Source organism: Methanosarcina sp. 1.H.T.1A.1 (assembly GCF_000979295.1).
Lineage (GTDB): Archaea > Halobacteriota > Methanosarcinia > Methanosarcinales > Methanosarcinaceae > Methanosarcina.
Genome location: NZ_JJQY01000107.1, coordinates 33,502 through 49,566, shown reverse-complemented (window position 1 = coordinate 49,566; position 16,065 = coordinate 33,502). Strand labels below are relative to the sequence as shown.

General features: G+C 44.1%; 16 protein-coding genes. 10 read left to right on the top strand and 6 right to left on the bottom strand.

Translation table 11 applies throughout. The annotated features are described in order from the left end of the window. Nucleotides 1-316 precede the first annotated feature (316 nt). Both EO95_RS11350 and cooS read right to left on the bottom strand, forming a co-directional pair. On the bottom strand, nt 317-832 hold the full coding sequence (locus EO95_RS11350; RefSeq protein WP_048134793.1) for a 4Fe-4S dicluster domain-containing protein: 516 nt from the start codon (nt 830-832) through the stop codon (nt 317-319). Between the two features lie 14 nt (nt 833-846). Then, nucleotides 847-2,721: an anaerobic carbon-monoxide dehydrogenase catalytic subunit gene (cooS, locus tag EO95_RS11345; RefSeq protein ID WP_048134792.1), complete on the bottom strand. Its 1,875-nt coding sequence runs from the start codon at nt 2,719-2,721 to the stop codon at nt 847-849. Nucleotides 2,722-3,506: 785 nt separating this feature from the next. Here cooS and EO95_RS11340 point away from each other — a divergent pair. The 4 genes from EO95_RS11340 to EO95_RS18490 all read left to right on the top strand — a co-directional run bounded on the left by EO95_RS11340 (nt 3,507) and on the right by EO95_RS18490 (nt 6,922). Continuing rightward, nucleotides 3,507-3,689 (top strand): methytransferase partner Trm112, encoded by a 183-nt coding sequence (locus EO95_RS11340; RefSeq protein ID WP_048134791.1) that lies wholly within the window; start codon nt 3,507-3,509, stop codon nt 3,687-3,689. Between the two features lie 14 nt (nt 3,690-3,703). Beyond that, nucleotides 3,704-4,468: a hypothetical protein gene (locus tag EO95_RS11335; RefSeq protein WP_048134790.1), complete on the top strand. Its 765-nt coding sequence runs from the start codon at nt 3,704-3,706 to the stop codon at nt 4,466-4,468. 459 nt (nt 4,469-4,927) lie between these two features. Further along, complete coding sequence (pyrG, locus tag EO95_RS11330) at nt 4,928-6,532, top strand: glutamine hydrolyzing CTP synthase (protein ID WP_048134789.1); 1,605 nt, start codon at nt 4,928-4,930, stop codon at nt 6,530-6,532. Between the two features lie 258 nt (nt 6,533-6,790). Then, nucleotides 6,791-6,922, top strand: a complete 132-nt coding sequence (locus EO95_RS18490) for a hypothetical protein (protein ID WP_255350243.1) — start codon at nt 6,791-6,793, stop codon at nt 6,920-6,922. Nucleotides 6,923-7,074: 152 nt separating this feature from the next. Here the strand turns inward: EO95_RS18490 and EO95_RS11325 are convergent, their stop codons facing one another. Then, entirely contained in the window at nt 7,075-7,341 is a 267-nt protein-coding gene (locus EO95_RS11325) for a hypothetical protein (protein ID WP_048134788.1), read from the bottom strand. 222 nt (nt 7,342-7,563) lie between these two features. Between EO95_RS11325 and EO95_RS11320 the strand changes: the two genes are divergently transcribed. From EO95_RS11320 to EO95_RS11315, 3 genes are all read left to right on the top strand, one after another. Beyond that, complete coding sequence (locus EO95_RS11320; RefSeq protein ID WP_048134787.1) at nt 7,564-8,085, top strand: YIP1 family protein; 522 nt, start codon at nt 7,564-7,566, stop codon at nt 8,083-8,085. 258 nt (nt 8,086-8,343) lie between these two features. Then, a complete protein-coding gene (locus tag EO95_RS17670) occupies nt 8,344-8,481 on the top strand; it encodes a hypothetical protein (RefSeq protein ID WP_156160967.1) in 138 nt (45 codons plus the stop codon). Between the two features lie 465 nt (nt 8,482-8,946). Further along, entirely contained in the window at nt 8,947-9,531 is a 585-nt protein-coding gene (locus tag EO95_RS11315; RefSeq protein ID WP_235282979.1) for a DUF4013 domain-containing protein, read from the top strand. Between the two features lie 163 nt (nt 9,532-9,694). On the opposite strand, the gene EO95_RS11310 is transcribed toward EO95_RS11315, so the two are convergent. Next, nucleotides 9,695-11,173: a right-handed parallel beta-helix repeat-containing protein gene (locus tag EO95_RS11310; RefSeq protein WP_048134786.1), complete on the bottom strand. Its 1,479-nt coding sequence runs from the start codon at nt 11,171-11,173 to the stop codon at nt 9,695-9,697. A 456-nt stretch (nt 11,174-11,629) separates the two neighbouring features. After that, the gene (locus EO95_RS11300) at nt 11,630-12,106 is read right to left on the bottom strand and encodes a hypothetical protein (RefSeq protein ID WP_048134784.1); all 477 of its coding nucleotides are present in this window, start codon (nt 12,104-12,106) and stop codon (nt 11,630-11,632) included. 282 nt (nt 12,107-12,388) lie between these two features. Between EO95_RS11300 and EO95_RS11295 the strand changes: the two genes are divergently transcribed. Continuing rightward, complete coding sequence (locus tag EO95_RS11295; protein WP_048134783.1) at nt 12,389-12,868, top strand: hypothetical protein; 480 nt, start codon at nt 12,389-12,391, stop codon at nt 12,866-12,868. A 204-nt stretch (nt 12,869-13,072) separates the two neighbouring features. Here EO95_RS11295 and EO95_RS11290 read toward each other — a convergent pair whose 3' ends face one another. Then, entirely contained in the window at nt 13,073-13,909 is an 837-nt protein-coding gene (locus EO95_RS11290) for a DUF3658 domain-containing protein (protein WP_048134782.1), read from the bottom strand. Between the two features lie 281 nt (nt 13,910-14,190). Here EO95_RS11290 and EO95_RS11285 point away from each other — a divergent pair, with 281 nt between their 5' ends. Both EO95_RS11285 and EO95_RS11280 read left to right on the top strand, forming a co-directional pair. Beyond that, nucleotides 14,191-14,619 (top strand): MarR family winged helix-turn-helix transcriptional regulator, encoded by a 429-nt coding sequence (locus EO95_RS11285; protein WP_048134781.1) that lies wholly within the window; start codon nt 14,191-14,193, stop codon nt 14,617-14,619. Continuing rightward, nucleotides 14,616-16,016 carry an MATE family efflux transporter gene (locus EO95_RS11280; RefSeq protein WP_048134780.1) on the top strand — a complete coding sequence of 467 codons (1,401 nt, stop codon included), beginning with the start codon at nt 14,616-14,618 and terminating at the stop codon, nt 16,014-16,016. Before EO95_RS11285 ends, EO95_RS11280 begins: the two co-directional genes overlap by 4 nt. Nucleotides 16,017-16,065: the final 49 nt, after the last annotated feature.

The window sequence follows — 16,065 nt, the reverse complement described above, 5'->3', positions numbered from 1 at the left end:
CTCCCCTTTTTCTTTTCCGGTTCTTTATGTCAATATTGCAATAATCATTTATATATATCATCCTGGAACTCAACGAGCTAAAGGCATCAAGTTTCCTGTTAGAAAACAGGGACCAGGATGGCAAAAGATGGAACGCACCTGATATTTTACCTCGACATTATACTCCATATCAGGTTATTGTTTCCTTTTGCAGAATTAAAGCGTGGTGTGAACAAAACCCCGTTACCTTCAACGAAGTCTGCCGGCGTAAGGGGTCTGACAGCGTAGTTTTGATTCACCCTGGAGGTTTCAGGGAAGCCTCAGTGCATTTTGTTCCTTAACGCCCTTCTACCTCCGAAAACACAAGGGCATGTGTGGGACAGGCCTCCACGCAGGCAGGCAACTCCCTGCCCTCGCAGAGGTCACATTTTATCACAGTCCCCTCTTCAGTCCGCCTGCCGATCACTCCATAATTGCAGGCCATGGAAGAGGTCCAGCACCCTGCAGCAAGAATTAACTGGTACAGAGAAGAAAAACGGGTGCAGACCGTAGAACAGGTCCAGCAGTCCACGCAGCGTTCCGGGTTGTGGCTTACAGTGCTTGTAATTGTGTCTCTGGAAAGAGCTTTTGTGGGGCAAACCGAAACACAGGGAGCATCCTCGCAATGGCGGCAGGTGATCGGCACGGAGGCTTCAAGGGCAGGGATGTATTCAACAGAGATGCGTTTTTTTGGGGCAGGTTCTTCTCCTAAAGCCGAAAAGAGGGTTTTGCTCTTTGAATGTGCAACAGCACAGGCAACTTCGCAGGAGTGGCAGCCCAGGCAGCGTTCAGGCCGGATTATCACGTCTTTCATTGTGAATGCCTCCCTTACTTCAAGCCCAGTGCCTTTCTTTTTCCTTCAATATGCTCAAGCATAAGGTTTGCAGCTTTGAAGGGGTCAGGCTCAACTGCAAAACTTGCTCCAACAACACTGTCCAGGCCTTTTGTCAGAAGAGCTGTAACTGCCTGGCTGCCAAGGACAGGGGGGATCGTGCCGAGCACGGTAAACACTCCGGAAGAAACAACGTAAGCCCCTATACTCACTGCTTTTTCGCTCATCCATTCAGGGGCTGCACCGGCAGCGGGAAGGTCACTTATATCCACACCCAGGCGGTTTGCAATTGCCGAGGCAAGCACCAGGATGCGGCTGATATCAACACAGGAACCCATGTGCAGGACAGGAGGAATGCCAAGGGCTTCGCAGATGCCTTTGAGTCCGTCTCCTGCCAGAACAGCAGCTTCCGGCACAAGAAGCCCGGCTTCGGCACAGGCAATCGCATTGCATCCGGTGGTCACTACCAGGACATTATTCTTGATCAGCTCCTTTACAAGGTTCACATGCCCGTAATTGTGCTGGACCTTTACATTATTGCATCCAACAACCGCTCCGATTCCTTTCACCGAACCTCCGGCAATCGCCTCGATGAGAGGGTCAGGGCTTCCTCCAAGGGCATTGAGGATTGCTTCGACACTGAAACCGACCATGCACTCCTGCTTTTCTTCCGGGATACTTACCTTTTCGCGGTTCCGGTTCGGGAAATTTTCCACGGCTGCCCTTACAATTTCTTTTGCAGTTTCATAAGCCTCATCTTCATGGTATTCCATTCTCACAGTTCCCGGGAAATCGGCTTTTGGAGACGTGGATATAAATTTTGTATGGTAGCAGCCGGTAAGTCCTCCAAGAGACGGCATAATGCACTGTACATCCACGACCATAGCTTCTACGGCCCCTGTAATCACTGCGAGTTCCTGCTGGAGGAAGTTGCCTGCTATGGGTGTCCCGTGACGCATAAGAGTTTCATTTCCGGTACAGCAAATCCCGGCAACATTGATACCTGCTGCTCCGTTCTCCTTTGCAAGTTCAAGAAGCTCAGGATCTTCTGCAGCTTCCACAATCATTTCCGAGAGGATTGGTTCATGCCCGTGGACAATTACGTTTACCTTATCAAGGGAGAGCACTCCAAGGTTTACAGTACTCTTCTTTGGTTCCGGGGTCCCGAAGAGTATATCCTGGACATCTGTAGCAATCATGGAGCCTCCCCATCCGTCCGAAAGCCCTGTACGCAGTCCCTGCAGCAGGAGATGAGTTGCGTTATTGTCCACGCCCATATGGGTTCTGTGCATACATTCTACAATTTCCCGGTCAATTCCCCGGGGTTCTATCCCAAGCTCTGACCAGAGCCTGAGCCTTGATCCGGGCGCCCTCTTTGTGCATAAAACAGGCCCATTCTGTTTTCCAAACTCCAGAAGCAGCGCATTGGCAAGTTCAGCTGCCACTTCTTCACGGCTCTTTCCTTCTGCGGGAATCCCGTACTCCGAAGCCAGGGAGAACAGCTTTGCTTCGTCTTTTATCTCGTAGCTGCCGGCTTCTCCTTCGCTCATTTTCTTAAAGGTTAATACTGAATCTCTGGCATGGTCGGAATGTGCGGCTGCTCCTGCTGCAATCATCCGTAAGAGATTTCGAGCAACTATAATGTCTGCCGTAGCGCCACATATTCCCTTCTCAGCCCCTTCCCCGAAAGGATCTATCCTGCAGGGGCCCATGTTACAGTTCCGGCAGCAGACCCCAAGTTGCCCGAAACTGCATTGAGGCAGTTGCTGCTCATACCTATCCCAGGCAGTTTCTATGCCTTCTTGTTCCGCTTTCTGGAGCATGGTCTGGCTTGCAGAGTCAATGCTTTTCTCAAATGCTGTCTGTCTCATTTATTATCCCACATCTTATTGCATGTTTTAGAAAATTTCCCGAAATTCCGTTCTTGATTCCTGGATTAGGGAGTATCTTCTGAAACACGTGATCCTAAAATAAATTGAGCTAAACCTTATCTTGTTCCTGAAGCTCAACTTGTTAAGTTGAGAAAATTGTTTAGGACTATCAAATGTTATCATATTATATACTTTTTTAAAAAACGCAACGTGTTAATATATATTTGAAGTTATTCCTTCAGACAGATGTACTAAAAACTCAACTAATAAATAGCCTGTAAAATGATAGATTACCTGATACTTAGATCACATTAAAATAGGAAGATGAATTGAAGGAAGATTACTGAATAAAATAAGTATCCTGCATAACATGGATCAAAGGATACGGATAAGAGAAGTCAATAGAATATATAAATAAGTCAAAAGAGAAGTCAATGGAATATATAATTAAGTCAAAAGAGAAGTCAATGGAATATATAATTAAGTCAATGAATAGGAATCGTCAGGAATAAATCGATGCCTGAAGATAAAGGTATCAGAAAACCAAATAGCAAGGATCAGGAACACGAGCTCTGCGAAAGAATGCCAGGTCCACAAAAGATATAAGTAAATAACCCTGGCGAATATATAAGAATTAAATGTAAATAGTAGGATAAGGTTCTCATGTCTGAGAATGAAGAATAAATAAGAATCAGGATCATTTGATTACAGGACCTTTAAATATCCCCACTAAAAGTAAAATTCTGTTTCCCCTATCGCAAAAGTGGCTTTGATGGTGAATTTTTGTGAAAAAAGATCTTATGGATATTCTGGCCTGCCCTATATGTAAGGGCGACCTTATTTTGAACGTTGTTGAAGAAAACGAAGAAGAGGTCATATCCGGAACCCTCTACTGCCCTGTCTGTAAAGAGCATTATCCCATAGATGAGGGGATTCCGAATTTGCTTCCTCCAGACCTCAGGAAATGATGTGAGGGTTGAACTTGGAGCAAATATTCCAGAATGTTATCATTAACCGGCAGGAAATAAACTCTATTGAGTTTGAAAACGAAAGCATTGAGATTCCTCTTTATCCAGGCGGAGAGCAGACTTTCGAAATCCTGGTTACAAACTACGGGTCTCCAACCCATATCCACCTTTCAGTGAGTGAAGAACTAAAAGGCCAGATCACTTTTTTGCGGGACAACCCCTATGTGCTCCAGAAAGAATACGTTTCTGCAGTTGCAAGAATCCCACAGGAAGGTAGGGTACTTACAAAGGGTCATATTTATATCACTGCAGGTTACGGCTCGAAAAAGAAAGGTTTTCCAGTCAATCTAGGAAATGCAGGGGCAAAGCCGCAGGAGCCCTCAAAGGATGAGGCTACAAAAAGGGAAGAAGACACGGAAGAGTTAAATTCCTCAAGGCCTTCCGTAGTGGAACCTGTAATAAAAGCCTCTCGTCCGAGGACAGGAAGCGGAAGCAGAAGCGGATATAGCGGGTTTTCATCGTCCTTCCTGAGGAATTTTAAGGGAGGGCTTTCATCCACTTCGGGAAAAAGAACCAGAAAAGGTATGGGACAGAATGAAAGGCTTCCTCTGGCCCTGGCTTTTGGAGGTTTTTTACTGCTTGTATTCTTATTCTTCCTTTACTTCATTCTGCCAGCTGGACTTCAGTTCAGTGTCAGTTTTACTCAGGCCCTCTTATTCTCAATCCTATTTGTGACCTGTATAGCCTACATCCTGCTAAAAATTATGGAAGAAGGTTGAGCAACTCCGGGAAACCGGGCTCATATCTCATTTTGTAGTCCGGATGAAATATATTTGGCTAAAATGGATGAAATATATCATCGGCAAAAATCATACTTTCAGGAAAATAAAATTCTAAGTAAACTGAGGTCCTCAGATAAGCTCGCTTATCTGAATTTCCTTCTTGTTTTAATTCTTAATCGAGCTTCGTGAGTTCTTTTTTTAGCTTTTTTGTAAGCTTGCTCTGTTTTTCGTTTGCTGTAATCCTGCTTTGGTTTTCGTTTGTGATTTGAGATTATTTTTTCCTGGAATTAGAGAGTAATTTTTATATCATGAAGATATTGGTATTGTGTTCGTACGCAAGAATTGAAGTTAATCATTTGTATATGTTGTTCATCTGATTGCTTTTTAGTCTAAAGTTCACAGGAATCTTTTGATCTAAAACCCCTTTATTAGAAAAATTATCGAGGAAGCTTACCCATGAAATATATCGTAGTTACCGGTGGGGTGATGAGCGGGCTTGGGAAAGGCATCACCATCGCGTCCATCGGCAGGAACCTGAAAAACAAAGGATATAAAGTTACGGCTATCAAGATCGACCCTTACATCAATATTGATGCAGGCACCATGAGCCCCTACCAGCATGGGGAAGTTTTTGTTCTCAAGGACGGAGGAGAAGTTGACCTGGACCTCGGAAACTACGAGAGGTTCCTTGACACGGAACTTACCAGAGACCACAACCTCACCACAGGCAAGGTTTACCAGGAAGTAATCGCCAAGGAGAGAAGAGGAGACTACCTCGGAAAGACCGTCCAGATCATTCCCCATATTACAAACGAGATCAAAAATAAAATAAGAAAGGTTGCAGCCAGGAGCGGAGCTGATATCTGCCTTGTTGAGATCGGAGGGACTGTCGGAGACATTGAGAGCATGCCTTTCCTTGAGGCTGTCCGCCAGATGCACAGGGAAGAACCTTCCGAAAATATAGTCTTTATCCACGTTACCCTTGTTATGGAAGACCTTCAGGGCGAACAGAAAACCAAGCCTTCCCAGCATTCGGTGAAGGAACTCCGAGCTCTTGGTTTGAGCCCCGAAGTAATCGTTGCAAGGTCAAAGACTCCTCTTCAGGAAAGCGCCAAGGAAAAGATTGCCCTTTTCTGCGATGTGCCACAGGAACTGGTTATCAGCGCTTATGATGCAGACGATATTTACGAAGTGCCTCTTGTCATTGAAGAGCAGGGACTGACCACCCAGCTCATGAAGCACCTGAAACTTGAGTCCTGTGTTGAAGATGACAGGTGGAGAGAGATGGTTGCAAGGATGAAGTCCACAACCGACGAGGTCAAGCTGGCAATTGTAGGCAAATACACAAACCTTGAGGACTCTTACCTGAGTATACTTGAGGCTGTCAAGCACGGTGGAATAGATAATGGGTGCAGGGTTGAGGTCAGGATGGTTGAGGCCGAGACTCTGGAAGACGATCCTGCAGAGGTTGAGAAGTTCATGCAGGTTGACGGCATCCTGATTCCCGGAGGCTTTGGCGGGCGCGGGACTGAAGGTAAGATGCTTGCAATCAAATATGCAAGGGAAAACAATATCCCGTTCCTCGGAATCTGCCTTGGCATGCAGCTTGCTGTGATCGAGTTTGCAAGAAATGTGGCGAAGCTGGATAACGCAAACAGTACGGAGTTTGATGAAGATACTCCTTACCCGGTCATTGACATCCTCCCGGAGCAGACCGGAGTTGCGGATATGGGCGGCACCATGCGCCTTGGAGATTACGAAGCCATCCTTAAAGAAGGCTCCCTTGCCACAAAGCTCTACGGCACCAATTATATTGTTGAGCGCCACCGCCACAGGTATGAGGTGAACCCCGAGTTCGTGGACAGGCTTGAACCCTTCGGCATAGTCTTTTCCGGCAAAAACAAAAACCGGATGGAAATCGCCGAAATTCCTGACAAGCGTTTCTTCTTTGCTTCTCAGTTCCACCCGGAGTTCAGGTCAAGACCGGGAAGGCCGTCTCCCCCGTTCAAGGGCCTCGTCAGGGCAATGTGCAAATACAGGAAAGAAAGGGAAGGACAGTAACCCCATCAGAGTGATTGGAGGGAATTATTATTCTCTTAAATCCTCTTTTCTGGCTCATTTTTACCCTTATTGGGATCTATAAAGCCAGTTTCTAACCCATTAACTCACGCCCAGGTCAAAGAGTTTCCCTTTCGCGGGAAAATGATAAATACTTCTAAAACTGAGAATAATAGATTACGATGGTATCTGTTTCAGCACTGTACTTCAGTAGCATGTACAGGTATTGCGATTTCACCAAATTTTATGAAGGTATATACAATGGCAATGTCTAAAAAAGATATGGATAAGAAGAAGAGCGCTAAGAAAGAAAAGATGGGAGAGCTGGAAAAACTGGCTGCCGCAGGTAGCAAGGACGCAAAGAAGAAACTTGCAAAGCAAAAGAAAAAATAACCCTTTGATAATTTTTTTCCTTTTTGTCTTACATTTGTGAGAGGGACCGGGAATTTCTAAAATCCGGTCCCGAAAATCTCTTCTCAATTACGGTGTAATTTATCTGTTTTTAATCTCCCTATCTACTATGCTCATTGATAATGATTATTTATTCAAGCGGAAATATTAGAATTAGACTCAAACTTTTCGATCAGAAGTTCCCTTGACCCTCCGCATTTCCTGCAGAAACTTCTTGCGTGCTTTCTTTTTCGCCACTCTTCAGCTTTATAAATCAGACCGTAGCGTTTACGCAGACGCACAGCTCTCATTTCGTGCGGATTCTCTGTTCGGATTATCTTTTCAGGCAGGGAGTTATCAATTCCAATTTTCTTTTCTATATTCGTTTTCCTGAAAAAATGTTCTCCTGGCAGGTGAGCCAATTTTAGATTCGATCTATTTTTAGTCAGAGGTTACTGCTTAAAAACAATTGTCTGGAAAAGATAAAAATATCTGAATAAATTACTTATATAACTTCTTTTGTTTGTAGTGAGATTTAGATTATTCACAATGCTTGCTTACATTATCAAATATTCTAAAATTTTCGAGCTACTGAATCCTTTATAAGATATTTTACTCTTTATTTGCCGGAGTTGGTCTTCCAGATGAGTTACATAGATACATGGAAAGAGGTCGTTTTCAGTCCTGACCGATTTTTCCGAGAGATGCCAAAAAAAGGAGGTTATGCAGATCCTGTTGTTTTTACAGCCATGAATACGTTGGTTGCAGGTTTGCTCACATCCACAGTCGGCAGGATCTTTGATCCTCACCTGGATGTAATATGGGAAGCAGGCAACGTTTCTTTTTTGTCCGGCCTTCTCTTGCTAGTAATTGGTGTTATTTTATTGAACTTTATCTATGGAGCAATACTCCATATTTTATTCAGACTTGTTGGAGGCACTGGCAGCTATCAGGGGACTTACCGACTTGTTGCCTATGCCGAGGCTCCGGGAATATTTGATTCCGTACCTGTTTTTCATTCCATCATTTACACACCCTATCTGCAAACCATTGGGGGAAAGCATGTCCATAACATTAGCACAAAAAGGGCTGCAGTAGCTGTGCTCCTTCCGATTCTGTTGTTCTTAATAGGGATATTTATGCTTATAGGGCTTGAAAATCCCTGATTCTATGACCCAATGCAGTTAATCCGTAAATGTATATTCCAAAACCCTTCTTTTTAAGTCTGGTCCTGGATATTCTCATTATCCAGTTTCTTCATTTTTCTTATTTTAATCTGCCTTATTTGCGTTTTTCCTTCCGGACAGAAACTATTAAATATTTTCAACACTTATGCGCCATACTTGCAGCAATATGTAATAGAGTTGAAGCTGCATAAACATTACGAAGAGGTTGCATAAGCAGTCTCGCTGAAGGTTTGTTATATGGCAATGGCTAAGAAAGATATGGAAAAGATCTCTAACTCCAGAGCTCGCAAAGAAATGGAAAATCTGCAGAAAAAAGCTTCTTCCGGCGATAAGGAAGCAAAGAAAATGCTCGAAAAAGATAAAAAGAAAAAATAACCGGGGCAAGTTTTTCATCTCAACAAATTTATGCAAAGATCCGGAGGGGTTAGAAAAAACCCATATCTGAAAGCTTTCCATTTCAAAAATCAAATTCAGACTGTTTACACTCATACATTAAGCTAATCCCAAAACTCAAAATGACGTCTCCAAGTCCCTTATTTCAAACATTTAATCGAGTTTTTGCTCATAGAAAACAGTCCTAAAAACGTTAATGATTTGGGAACAAAGCTGGTTTTGGGATTAGCTCAGTTACGAACGGGCTTTTACAGTAAGTATCTCCATTTTTCTTGATTTTCGTTTACTTATATCTTGATTTTCGTTTACTTATACTTCCTGATTGTTACTTCTCGGCTTTACTTTTTCAGGGACAGGATCTTTGTAAATTAATTTATGTTACTTTATATATTTCTCTAGTTTTATTTTTACAAAGTTTTATATACTTACAAAATAGGACTATATCTGGTGATTATTATAGAAACCATAAGTTTTTCTGAAGCTGTTAAATATCCGTTCAAAGTGCCGCAAAGGCTTCTTTACATACTCTTGTTATTTATTCCCATAATAGGGTGGCTTGCACTTTTCGGCTACGTTGTAAGGCTCGTTAATGAATTTATTGAGGGCAGGTATGAGAGGCTTATTAAACTCGATTTTATGGAAGACCTGAAACTCGGGTTTATGGTTTTCCTGAAGTCTCTTCCTTTCTACATTGCATATACAGTTGTACTGTTTGCTACAATGTATGTTAATGAAACCCTGGGGAACATTGTCAACCTGCTGTTAGGGTTCTTTGTGATCCCTATGCTTGCCGTTAATTTCTTCAGGAAACAGACCGTTGAGTCTTTCTTTGAGTTTGACATCCTGAACGTCGTCAGGGACAACCTTGGGGAATATATCATTACCGTACTGAAACAGTATGCTCTTTTTATTATATTTGCAGTCCTTTCAATTGTACTTGTGGGCATACCTGCAATGTTCTTCACAAATTCGATATTTGTTGCAAACCTGTATGGAAGGTTAGTGGAAAGGAAAGCAGGCTATGGTCTGTAAAAACGTTAGAATGATGTTATATCCGTTTACGGCCGGATTTTTCTGGCCTGAATATTTTTTTTCTTTTCTGGATTCACGGAATAGTATCTCCGGGTAAACTGTTAAGGTTCGGTCGGACTCCGGAAACTTCCCTTTTCCCGAAATGGTCAGCATTTCTACAAAATCAATTCGCCGGAATTTGGGGAGCTAATAAAAAATACCTTATTCTGTCGATCACTGCCGTTACCCTGACGGGGAAAGGTACTTCCAGGGTTGTTTTTTCCTCGAAATGGTTATCATAAATGCTGTTTTCCGAACCATTTGCCACGATGGCTTCACTATTACCATTCAGGTAATTCCCGCTTACCGTATTGTTGTTGCTGGAGTCCTCGAGGAACCTGCAGTACTTGAAATCCTCGGTCACTATCCTTGTGTTCACTGTTTTATTATTCGAGGGGTCAAGGTAGATGCCGTAAAGGCTGTTTGAGCTTACGGTGTTGTTATTGAGCGTGTTGAAGGTGGAAGACTTGAGATAGATCCCGTGCCCGTTGTTCGAGTTTGCAGTGTTTGCTTCAAGGGTGTTGCCGGAGGTTTCGTTCAGGTAGATCCCGTTTTTGCTGTTAAGGTTTGCAGTGTTTCCTGTCAGGGAATTGTTTTCGCTGTAATAATACAGCATGATCCCGTTCTCGTTCCTTGAAGCAGTATTGTTTTTAAGCTCGTTGTTCCAGGAAAAATGGTTGAGATGGATGCCGTATTTCCTGTTCAGGTCTGCCCTGTTGCTTTCCAGGCTGTTATTTGAGGAGGAGTCCAGGCAGATCCCGGTTTCATTGTTCGAGCTTGCATTGTTGTTTATCAGTGTGATATTTTCGGCGCCCCGGATATAGAAGCCGTTTTCATTGTCCAGGGCGGTGTTGTTGTTAAAAATATTATTACTGCTGTAATATTCCAGCAGAAAACCGGTCCCGCTCCTCGAAATCCTGTTCTCGCTAAATGCGTTGTTTGCGCCTCCGAACATAAAGACTCCGCCCTTATTGTCCGACGCGGAGTTGCCCTTCAGTTCATTGCTGTCAGATGCAGCCAGAAAGATAGCGATATAGTTATTCGACGCGGTATTATTGCTCAGGGTGTTGTTGTCGGCATCTTCCAGGAAAATGCCCAGGATGTTGTTGGATATTTTATTGTTGGAGAGGGTGCAGGCATAAACTCCGCTATCTGCTTCTCCGTCCATTCCCCCGTTCACTCCTCCATTTACTTCTCCATCAACTCCTTCATTTACCCCATCATCCACATTTTCCTCCGGAGCCCTGAATAATTCGGATCTTCCGTCAAGGTATATCCCACAAGGCTCGCGGCTTTTCCCGGTACTGTTTGCTCCTGTAACGTTAAAGCCGCTAATTGTAACATTACTTGCCGTCATATGGAACACATGATCGCTCGGGTCGGCTGCCTGGACAATCGTATCCTCCGGGTTTCCGGACTTTGAGATTATGGTTAACTCCCTGTTCACGTCCACATTTTCCGTATACGTTCCGTTGAAAACGAGAATTGTATCCCCGGATTTAGAATGGTTTACAGCTTCCTGTATGGAGGTATAGTCTGCTCCTCCGTTTTCATCCACAGTGATGCCCGTAGCTGCTGCAGCGGTACCTGCGGGTATTATCATTAAAAATAATATCAGTAAAACGAATTCCAGTGAAAGGCAGTTTTTTATTTTCAGTTACCCAAACCCCTTTTTCACATTTAGCTTTTATTTCTATACAATATCTAACCGTTTGTTTAATTTCCTTTAATATGCCTGAAAACGAGTTTGAAGGCTGATATGCTTAGAGCGCCTACGGCCACTATCAGCAGGACAAAAAACACTCCGCCCACGAATTGGCTAAAGAGCATAAAAGAAGAAACTTGCCCCGGAAAAAAGAACTCTTTTATGTAATACAAAATTGTAACAAGTATCAACATTACTAAAGAGGCCATTGCTAAAGCCCGGGTGGATATTTTTTGTAACATTTTTGCCTTTCTCCTTCGTGGAATCAGGATCAAGCCTGGTCAAAATTGTCTTCATCCCTTAAGGAAAGCTAAGCTGTTCTCTTTATTCCTCTGTAGCTGCCTGCGCACGATCTCAATTTGTTGTTGACTCGTTAGCATCATTTGTTGTTGGTTCGTTTACTTCACCAGCTGGTGGTTCCGGGAAATCATCGGAACTGTTGTTTTGCTGTTCCGAGAGATTCTGTCTAGCAAGGTAATCTTCGATCATCTGTCTTTTTAATTCTTCAGGATAGTTTTCCGGAAGGTGCTCTATATCCTCAAGACTTTCGATCCGGACGGGCTCAAGCTTCTGGTCCTCTTCGAGCATTTTCCTTACAGTCTCGTTCTGCTCGGCAAGGGCACGAAGTTCATCACCACTAAGCCGGTTTAATTCATCACCTTCAGCAAACCATGGGTCGCCTTCATTAAACCAGGGCGCATACGCAGGTTTTTCTTCTGTCTCTTCTTCCTCTTCCCCCTTATCTGCAGCTTTTTGTGTGCCCTCAGTCGGTGCAAAGAAAACGGCCGCCAGCAATACTGCTATAACCAGCGCAGATATTCCAAATTTCATATTTGTTTCCCATATTCCTTACTGCAATTCATTTCCCGTTTTTCTTTTTCTCGTTTGAATACTTTTGTTCAACTCCCTTACATTTTAAATGCAAGCTTTATTTGTCTTTTTCTCTCCAAACCATCAAACCAGGAGTAAAGTTTGAATTTTATTTTACTAAATTATTTTATAATAATTTAATATTTGATTTTCCACAGAAAAGTTATATGATTTAATATTTCTCTATTATTTTGTAATGTAATTGATTTCTTATTTTCTACATTGATCCGTGGAGAGTCTTTCATGAATAAAACATGGGTAGCAGCAATCATATTTTTTTTATGTCTTTTCGGAATTCTCGGGGCATTTTACGAAAGCCAGGTTGAAGCAGCCGCTGATGTGGTTCTTTCTGGCAATGTGAGTTATACGGATGAGGAACTTCAGGAGATGTACGAAGAATACAATATTACGGAAAATGACCTCAAATTTGCCAGGGGAGAACTTCCAAATTATCTGGATGGTACAATTCTTCACAGCGATCTTAGAGTCATAGCCAGCGAAACCGGAGAACCGCCAGAGGGTGCGATAGAAGGCGAGCACTATGATGTGGTAATAAGCGAGCAGGAAATGTCAAAAATAATAGAAGAGGCGAGGGAAGACTATATTGAAAAATATAGGGTAGACCCGGCAAATCCTAAACTTGACGAGGTCGATGGCTACCTTATCCCTATACAGGAAGCAAGAAAACTTGTGCTCCTTGATATGGTTAGGGAAATGGAATAAAAATGATTCTTAATTCGAAATAATCTGACTAAAATTAGAGTATTGAGGTTTTTGAATTCTGAATAAATCCAGATCCGGTGATCAAATGAGGGTTGGGAAAGGGAGCCGGGTGGACACAGGTCCCGGCAAAGAAAGTATACGGCTCCGATTTCGTGGGTGAGGCTGAAAAAGTTAAAAAGTTTGGGCAACGCTTGAGCAGTTTTCTTAATGCGAGCTGCCCTGGATTTTCCTGACTTTCAGGAACCTCATAGCACGGCGCTCTCCTTCCGTCTCGACAAGCCCGGCTTTTGCCAGTTCGAGCAAGCGGGAATAGAGGAACATATCCCCTGCCAGATGGTATTCCTCCGAGAGTTTACCAAGCATTTCCCCGACAACTCTTGCCGCACTGGCCCAGGTTTCAGGTACACTTTCCAGGATCTTTTCATCAAAAATATCGGGGGATTCGGAATACAGCTGCCCTCTCCAGAGAGTCCGAAGCGGCATATTATCTTTTTTTAGTTCTTCCCACCTGCGCAGGTAATAAGCAAGTTCCTCTTTTGTTAAGCGTCTTGCCTTATTTTTCCTGGATAGGAGCCACTCAGGCCGTAATTCCCCAAGGGAAATCGGGACTATACGCTCGGTTATCCCGTTTTCATGAACAACGTCAAGGCCCTCGGTGAGGTCAACAACAAGGAGTTCGGAAGGATTTTTTTCCCGGGAGAGCAGTTCCAGGAATCCCGTATATTCAATAACGGACCTGCGGGTAAACCAGACGATCTTTTCGGCTTCGGTTTCAGATACCTGCTTCCAGAAGTCTTTCACCCGGTTCCAGAACATTTCGGCTTCGGGAGATTGGGTCATGTAGGCTGCTTCGTCTTCCATTTCTGCAAAAAGGGATTCAAAATATTTTGTCCTATATTCCAGGTCATATGGGGAGATCGGGCCGAGGCTCAGGTCATCCGGAAGGGCAAGGACAGTTTCCCCGGGATTGCCGCGGAGAGCAAATTTCAAGGAGCCCCCCGCCGATTCGGTGAAGATTATATGAACTGTTTTGGTTGTCATTTTCAAGCACCATGTTTTTGAGAGAATTTTTTAAGGGAGGTGGTGAATAAACAGGATTTTTTTAATGGATAATGGGCTTACTTACATAAAAACAGGCAGTAGTGAAAAAATATATTTCACCTCCATTTTTCAAATATGCTGGCTTAGGAAGGTGTTTCCGGGATGCATAGGCGGGTTTTATAATTATATTTGCCAAACGAAAACCTCAAATATTAGTTAGACTAACTAACTAGTTAGTCTGGCTAACTAAATCCCACTAATCTCGTTAATGGAGAGCAAAAATGGCAATCTCTCAGTTTTTTGAAAAAATTGACCGATATTATCAAAAAAATTTAAAAGAATATGAATTCTCCGAAGAATACAGCGATATCAGCTTCAATACATTCCTTTACCTCAGGAAAATAAATTCCCTCGGCAATCCCACAATGTCCGAACTGGCAAAGGCCATGGAGGTCAGTAAACCTTCTGCAAGTAACATGGTCTCTAAAATGGCGGAAAAAGACCTGGTTGAAACAGGGGCTTCTCCGAAAGACGGAAGAGTTTGCCTTTTAAGGCTTACCGATAAAGGGAAAAAGGTAGTTGAGATTGAAAACGGGGCTGACATGAAGTTTTTCGAAAAAGTCCGGGAAATCTTGGATGATGAAGAACTTGAGGTTCTGGAGAAGATTTTTGAGAAAATCGCCGCCGGTCTGGAAGAGGAAAATGCATGACCGATGAGCAGGAAATGAGGGATGCAAGCATCGGGAAGCTGTTCCTGAAATTCGTATTCCCTACAACCATCGGGTTGATCGTTGTGGGAATCCAGGGAGTTATTGACGGTTTATTTATCGGAAACGCCGTGGGTGATCAGGGACTGGCAGGGGTGACCCTTGCGTTTCCCACGCTTATCGCCATAGCCGCAGCAGGTCACATGATAGGAATCGGGGCATCAAGCCTTGTAGCCCTGGCCCTTGGCAGGGGAGATCAAAAGCGGGCTCATCGACTTGTGCATAATGCTTTTCCCCTGCTCCTGCTTGCGGGAATAGGGCTTACCATCTTCGGGCTAACCTTCTCGGATTCCTACCTCCGGCTGCTGGGAGCTTCCGGCCCGGTTTTTGCCATGGCCGATGACTATCTCAGGATTCTTTTTGCAGGATCGGTATTCCTGCTCCTGGCAATCGCCCTCGATCCCCTGGTCCGAAACGACGGAAGACCCGGCCTTGCCATGTTATGTATGGTTGTGGGTGTTGGCGTAAATCTCGGGCTAGATTACCTCTTCATCGTACGCATGGGCATGGGAATTCCGGGAGCTGCCATTGCCACCGTAATCGCTTTTTCCCTTTCCGGAATCCTGCTGTCGCTCTACCTTTTCAGCAGGTGGGCCGGACTGAGGCTAAAACCCCGGGCCTTTCGCCTGGAGCCGGGAGTTATTCTTGAGATCATAAAGGCAGGCCTTCCGTCCTTTGCAATTCAGTTTTCAACCTTCTTCCTGCTCTTTGCAAACAATTACATGCTGCTCAGGTACGGATCGGCCCTTGCGGTTTCAGGCTACGGTATCATAGGATATGCCTTCTCGATCTTCTCCCTTATCTTTGAAGGAATCGCGGTTGGCACCCAGCCAATAATCGGGTTCAATTACGGAGCCCGCTGTTACTCCCGGGTTGCAGGAACCCTGAAGCTGGCTGCGATTTCCTGCATTGGAACCGGAGCATGCGGATTTCTCTTTCTCTCAGTATATCCGGAACAGGTTATCCGTATCTTCAACCACGACAGCCCCGAACTCCTGGCAATTACCCTCAACGGCATGGGGATTTTCATTTTTGCCCTCCTTGCCCAGGGAACGGTCATGCTGGGTTCGGTATATTTCCAGGCCATAAACAGGGTCAGAACTTCCCTTTTCATCCAGCTAGGAAAAGTATTTCTTTTCCTCCTCCCCTTGCTCTGGATTTTGCCCTCCTTCCTGGGCATTGATGGGGTCTGGCTCGCAACTCCGGCTGCGGAATTCCTGATGCTTGTGGTTGTACTGGGCTTGCTCTGGAGGGAGTTTGGTTTTCTCAGGAGCAGAAAAACTGTAAGTGAGGAAGGCCACTCCCTTGCTTCTGAGATTGTATTAACTCCAACCAACTAAAGAAGGCTTCCATGCCCCCTGCGAACACTGTAGTCAGAACCCCCTGTAT

What these genes read in the sequence shown, in the direction of transcription:
- EO95_RS11350 (WP_048134793.1), bottom strand. Translation starts at nt 832, where the DNA reads ATGAAAGACGTGATAATCCGGCCTGAACGCTGCCTGGGCTGCCACTCC.
- cooS (WP_048134792.1), bottom strand. Translation starts at nt 2,721, where the DNA reads ATGAGACAGACAGCATTTGAGAAAAGCATTGACTCTGCAAGCCAGACC.
- pyrG (WP_048134789.1), top strand. Translation starts at nt 4,928, where the DNA reads ATGAAATATATCGTAGTTACCGGTGGGGTGATGAGCGGGCTTGGGAAA.
- EO95_RS18490 (WP_255350243.1), top strand. Translation starts at nt 6,791, where the DNA reads ATGGCAATGTCTAAAAAAGATATGGATAAGAAGAAGAGCGCTAAGAAA.
- EO95_RS11320 (WP_048134787.1), top strand. Translation starts at nt 7,564, where the DNA reads ATGAGTTACATAGATACATGGAAAGAGGTCGTTTTCAGTCCTGACCGA.
- EO95_RS17670 (WP_156160967.1), top strand. Translation starts at nt 8,344, where the DNA reads ATGGCAATGGCTAAGAAAGATATGGAAAAGATCTCTAACTCCAGAGCT.
- EO95_RS11310 (WP_048134786.1), bottom strand. Translation starts at nt 11,173, where the DNA reads ATGATAATACCCGCAGGTACCGCTGCAGCAGCTACGGGCATCACTGTG.
- EO95_RS11300 (WP_048134784.1), bottom strand. Translation starts at nt 12,106, where the DNA reads ATGAAATTTGGAATATCTGCGCTGGTTATAGCAGTATTGCTGGCGGCC.
- EO95_RS11295 (WP_048134783.1), top strand. Translation starts at nt 12,389, where the DNA reads ATGAATAAAACATGGGTAGCAGCAATCATATTTTTTTTATGTCTTTTC.
- EO95_RS11290 (WP_048134782.1), bottom strand. Translation starts at nt 13,909, where the DNA reads ATGACAACCAAAACAGTTCATATAATCTTCACCGAATCGGCGGGGGGC.
- EO95_RS11285 (WP_048134781.1), top strand. Translation starts at nt 14,191, where the DNA reads ATGGCAATCTCTCAGTTTTTTGAAAAAATTGACCGATATTATCAAAAA.
- EO95_RS11280 (WP_048134780.1), top strand. Translation starts at nt 14,616, where the DNA reads ATGACCGATGAGCAGGAAATGAGGGATGCAAGCATCGGGAAGCTGTTC.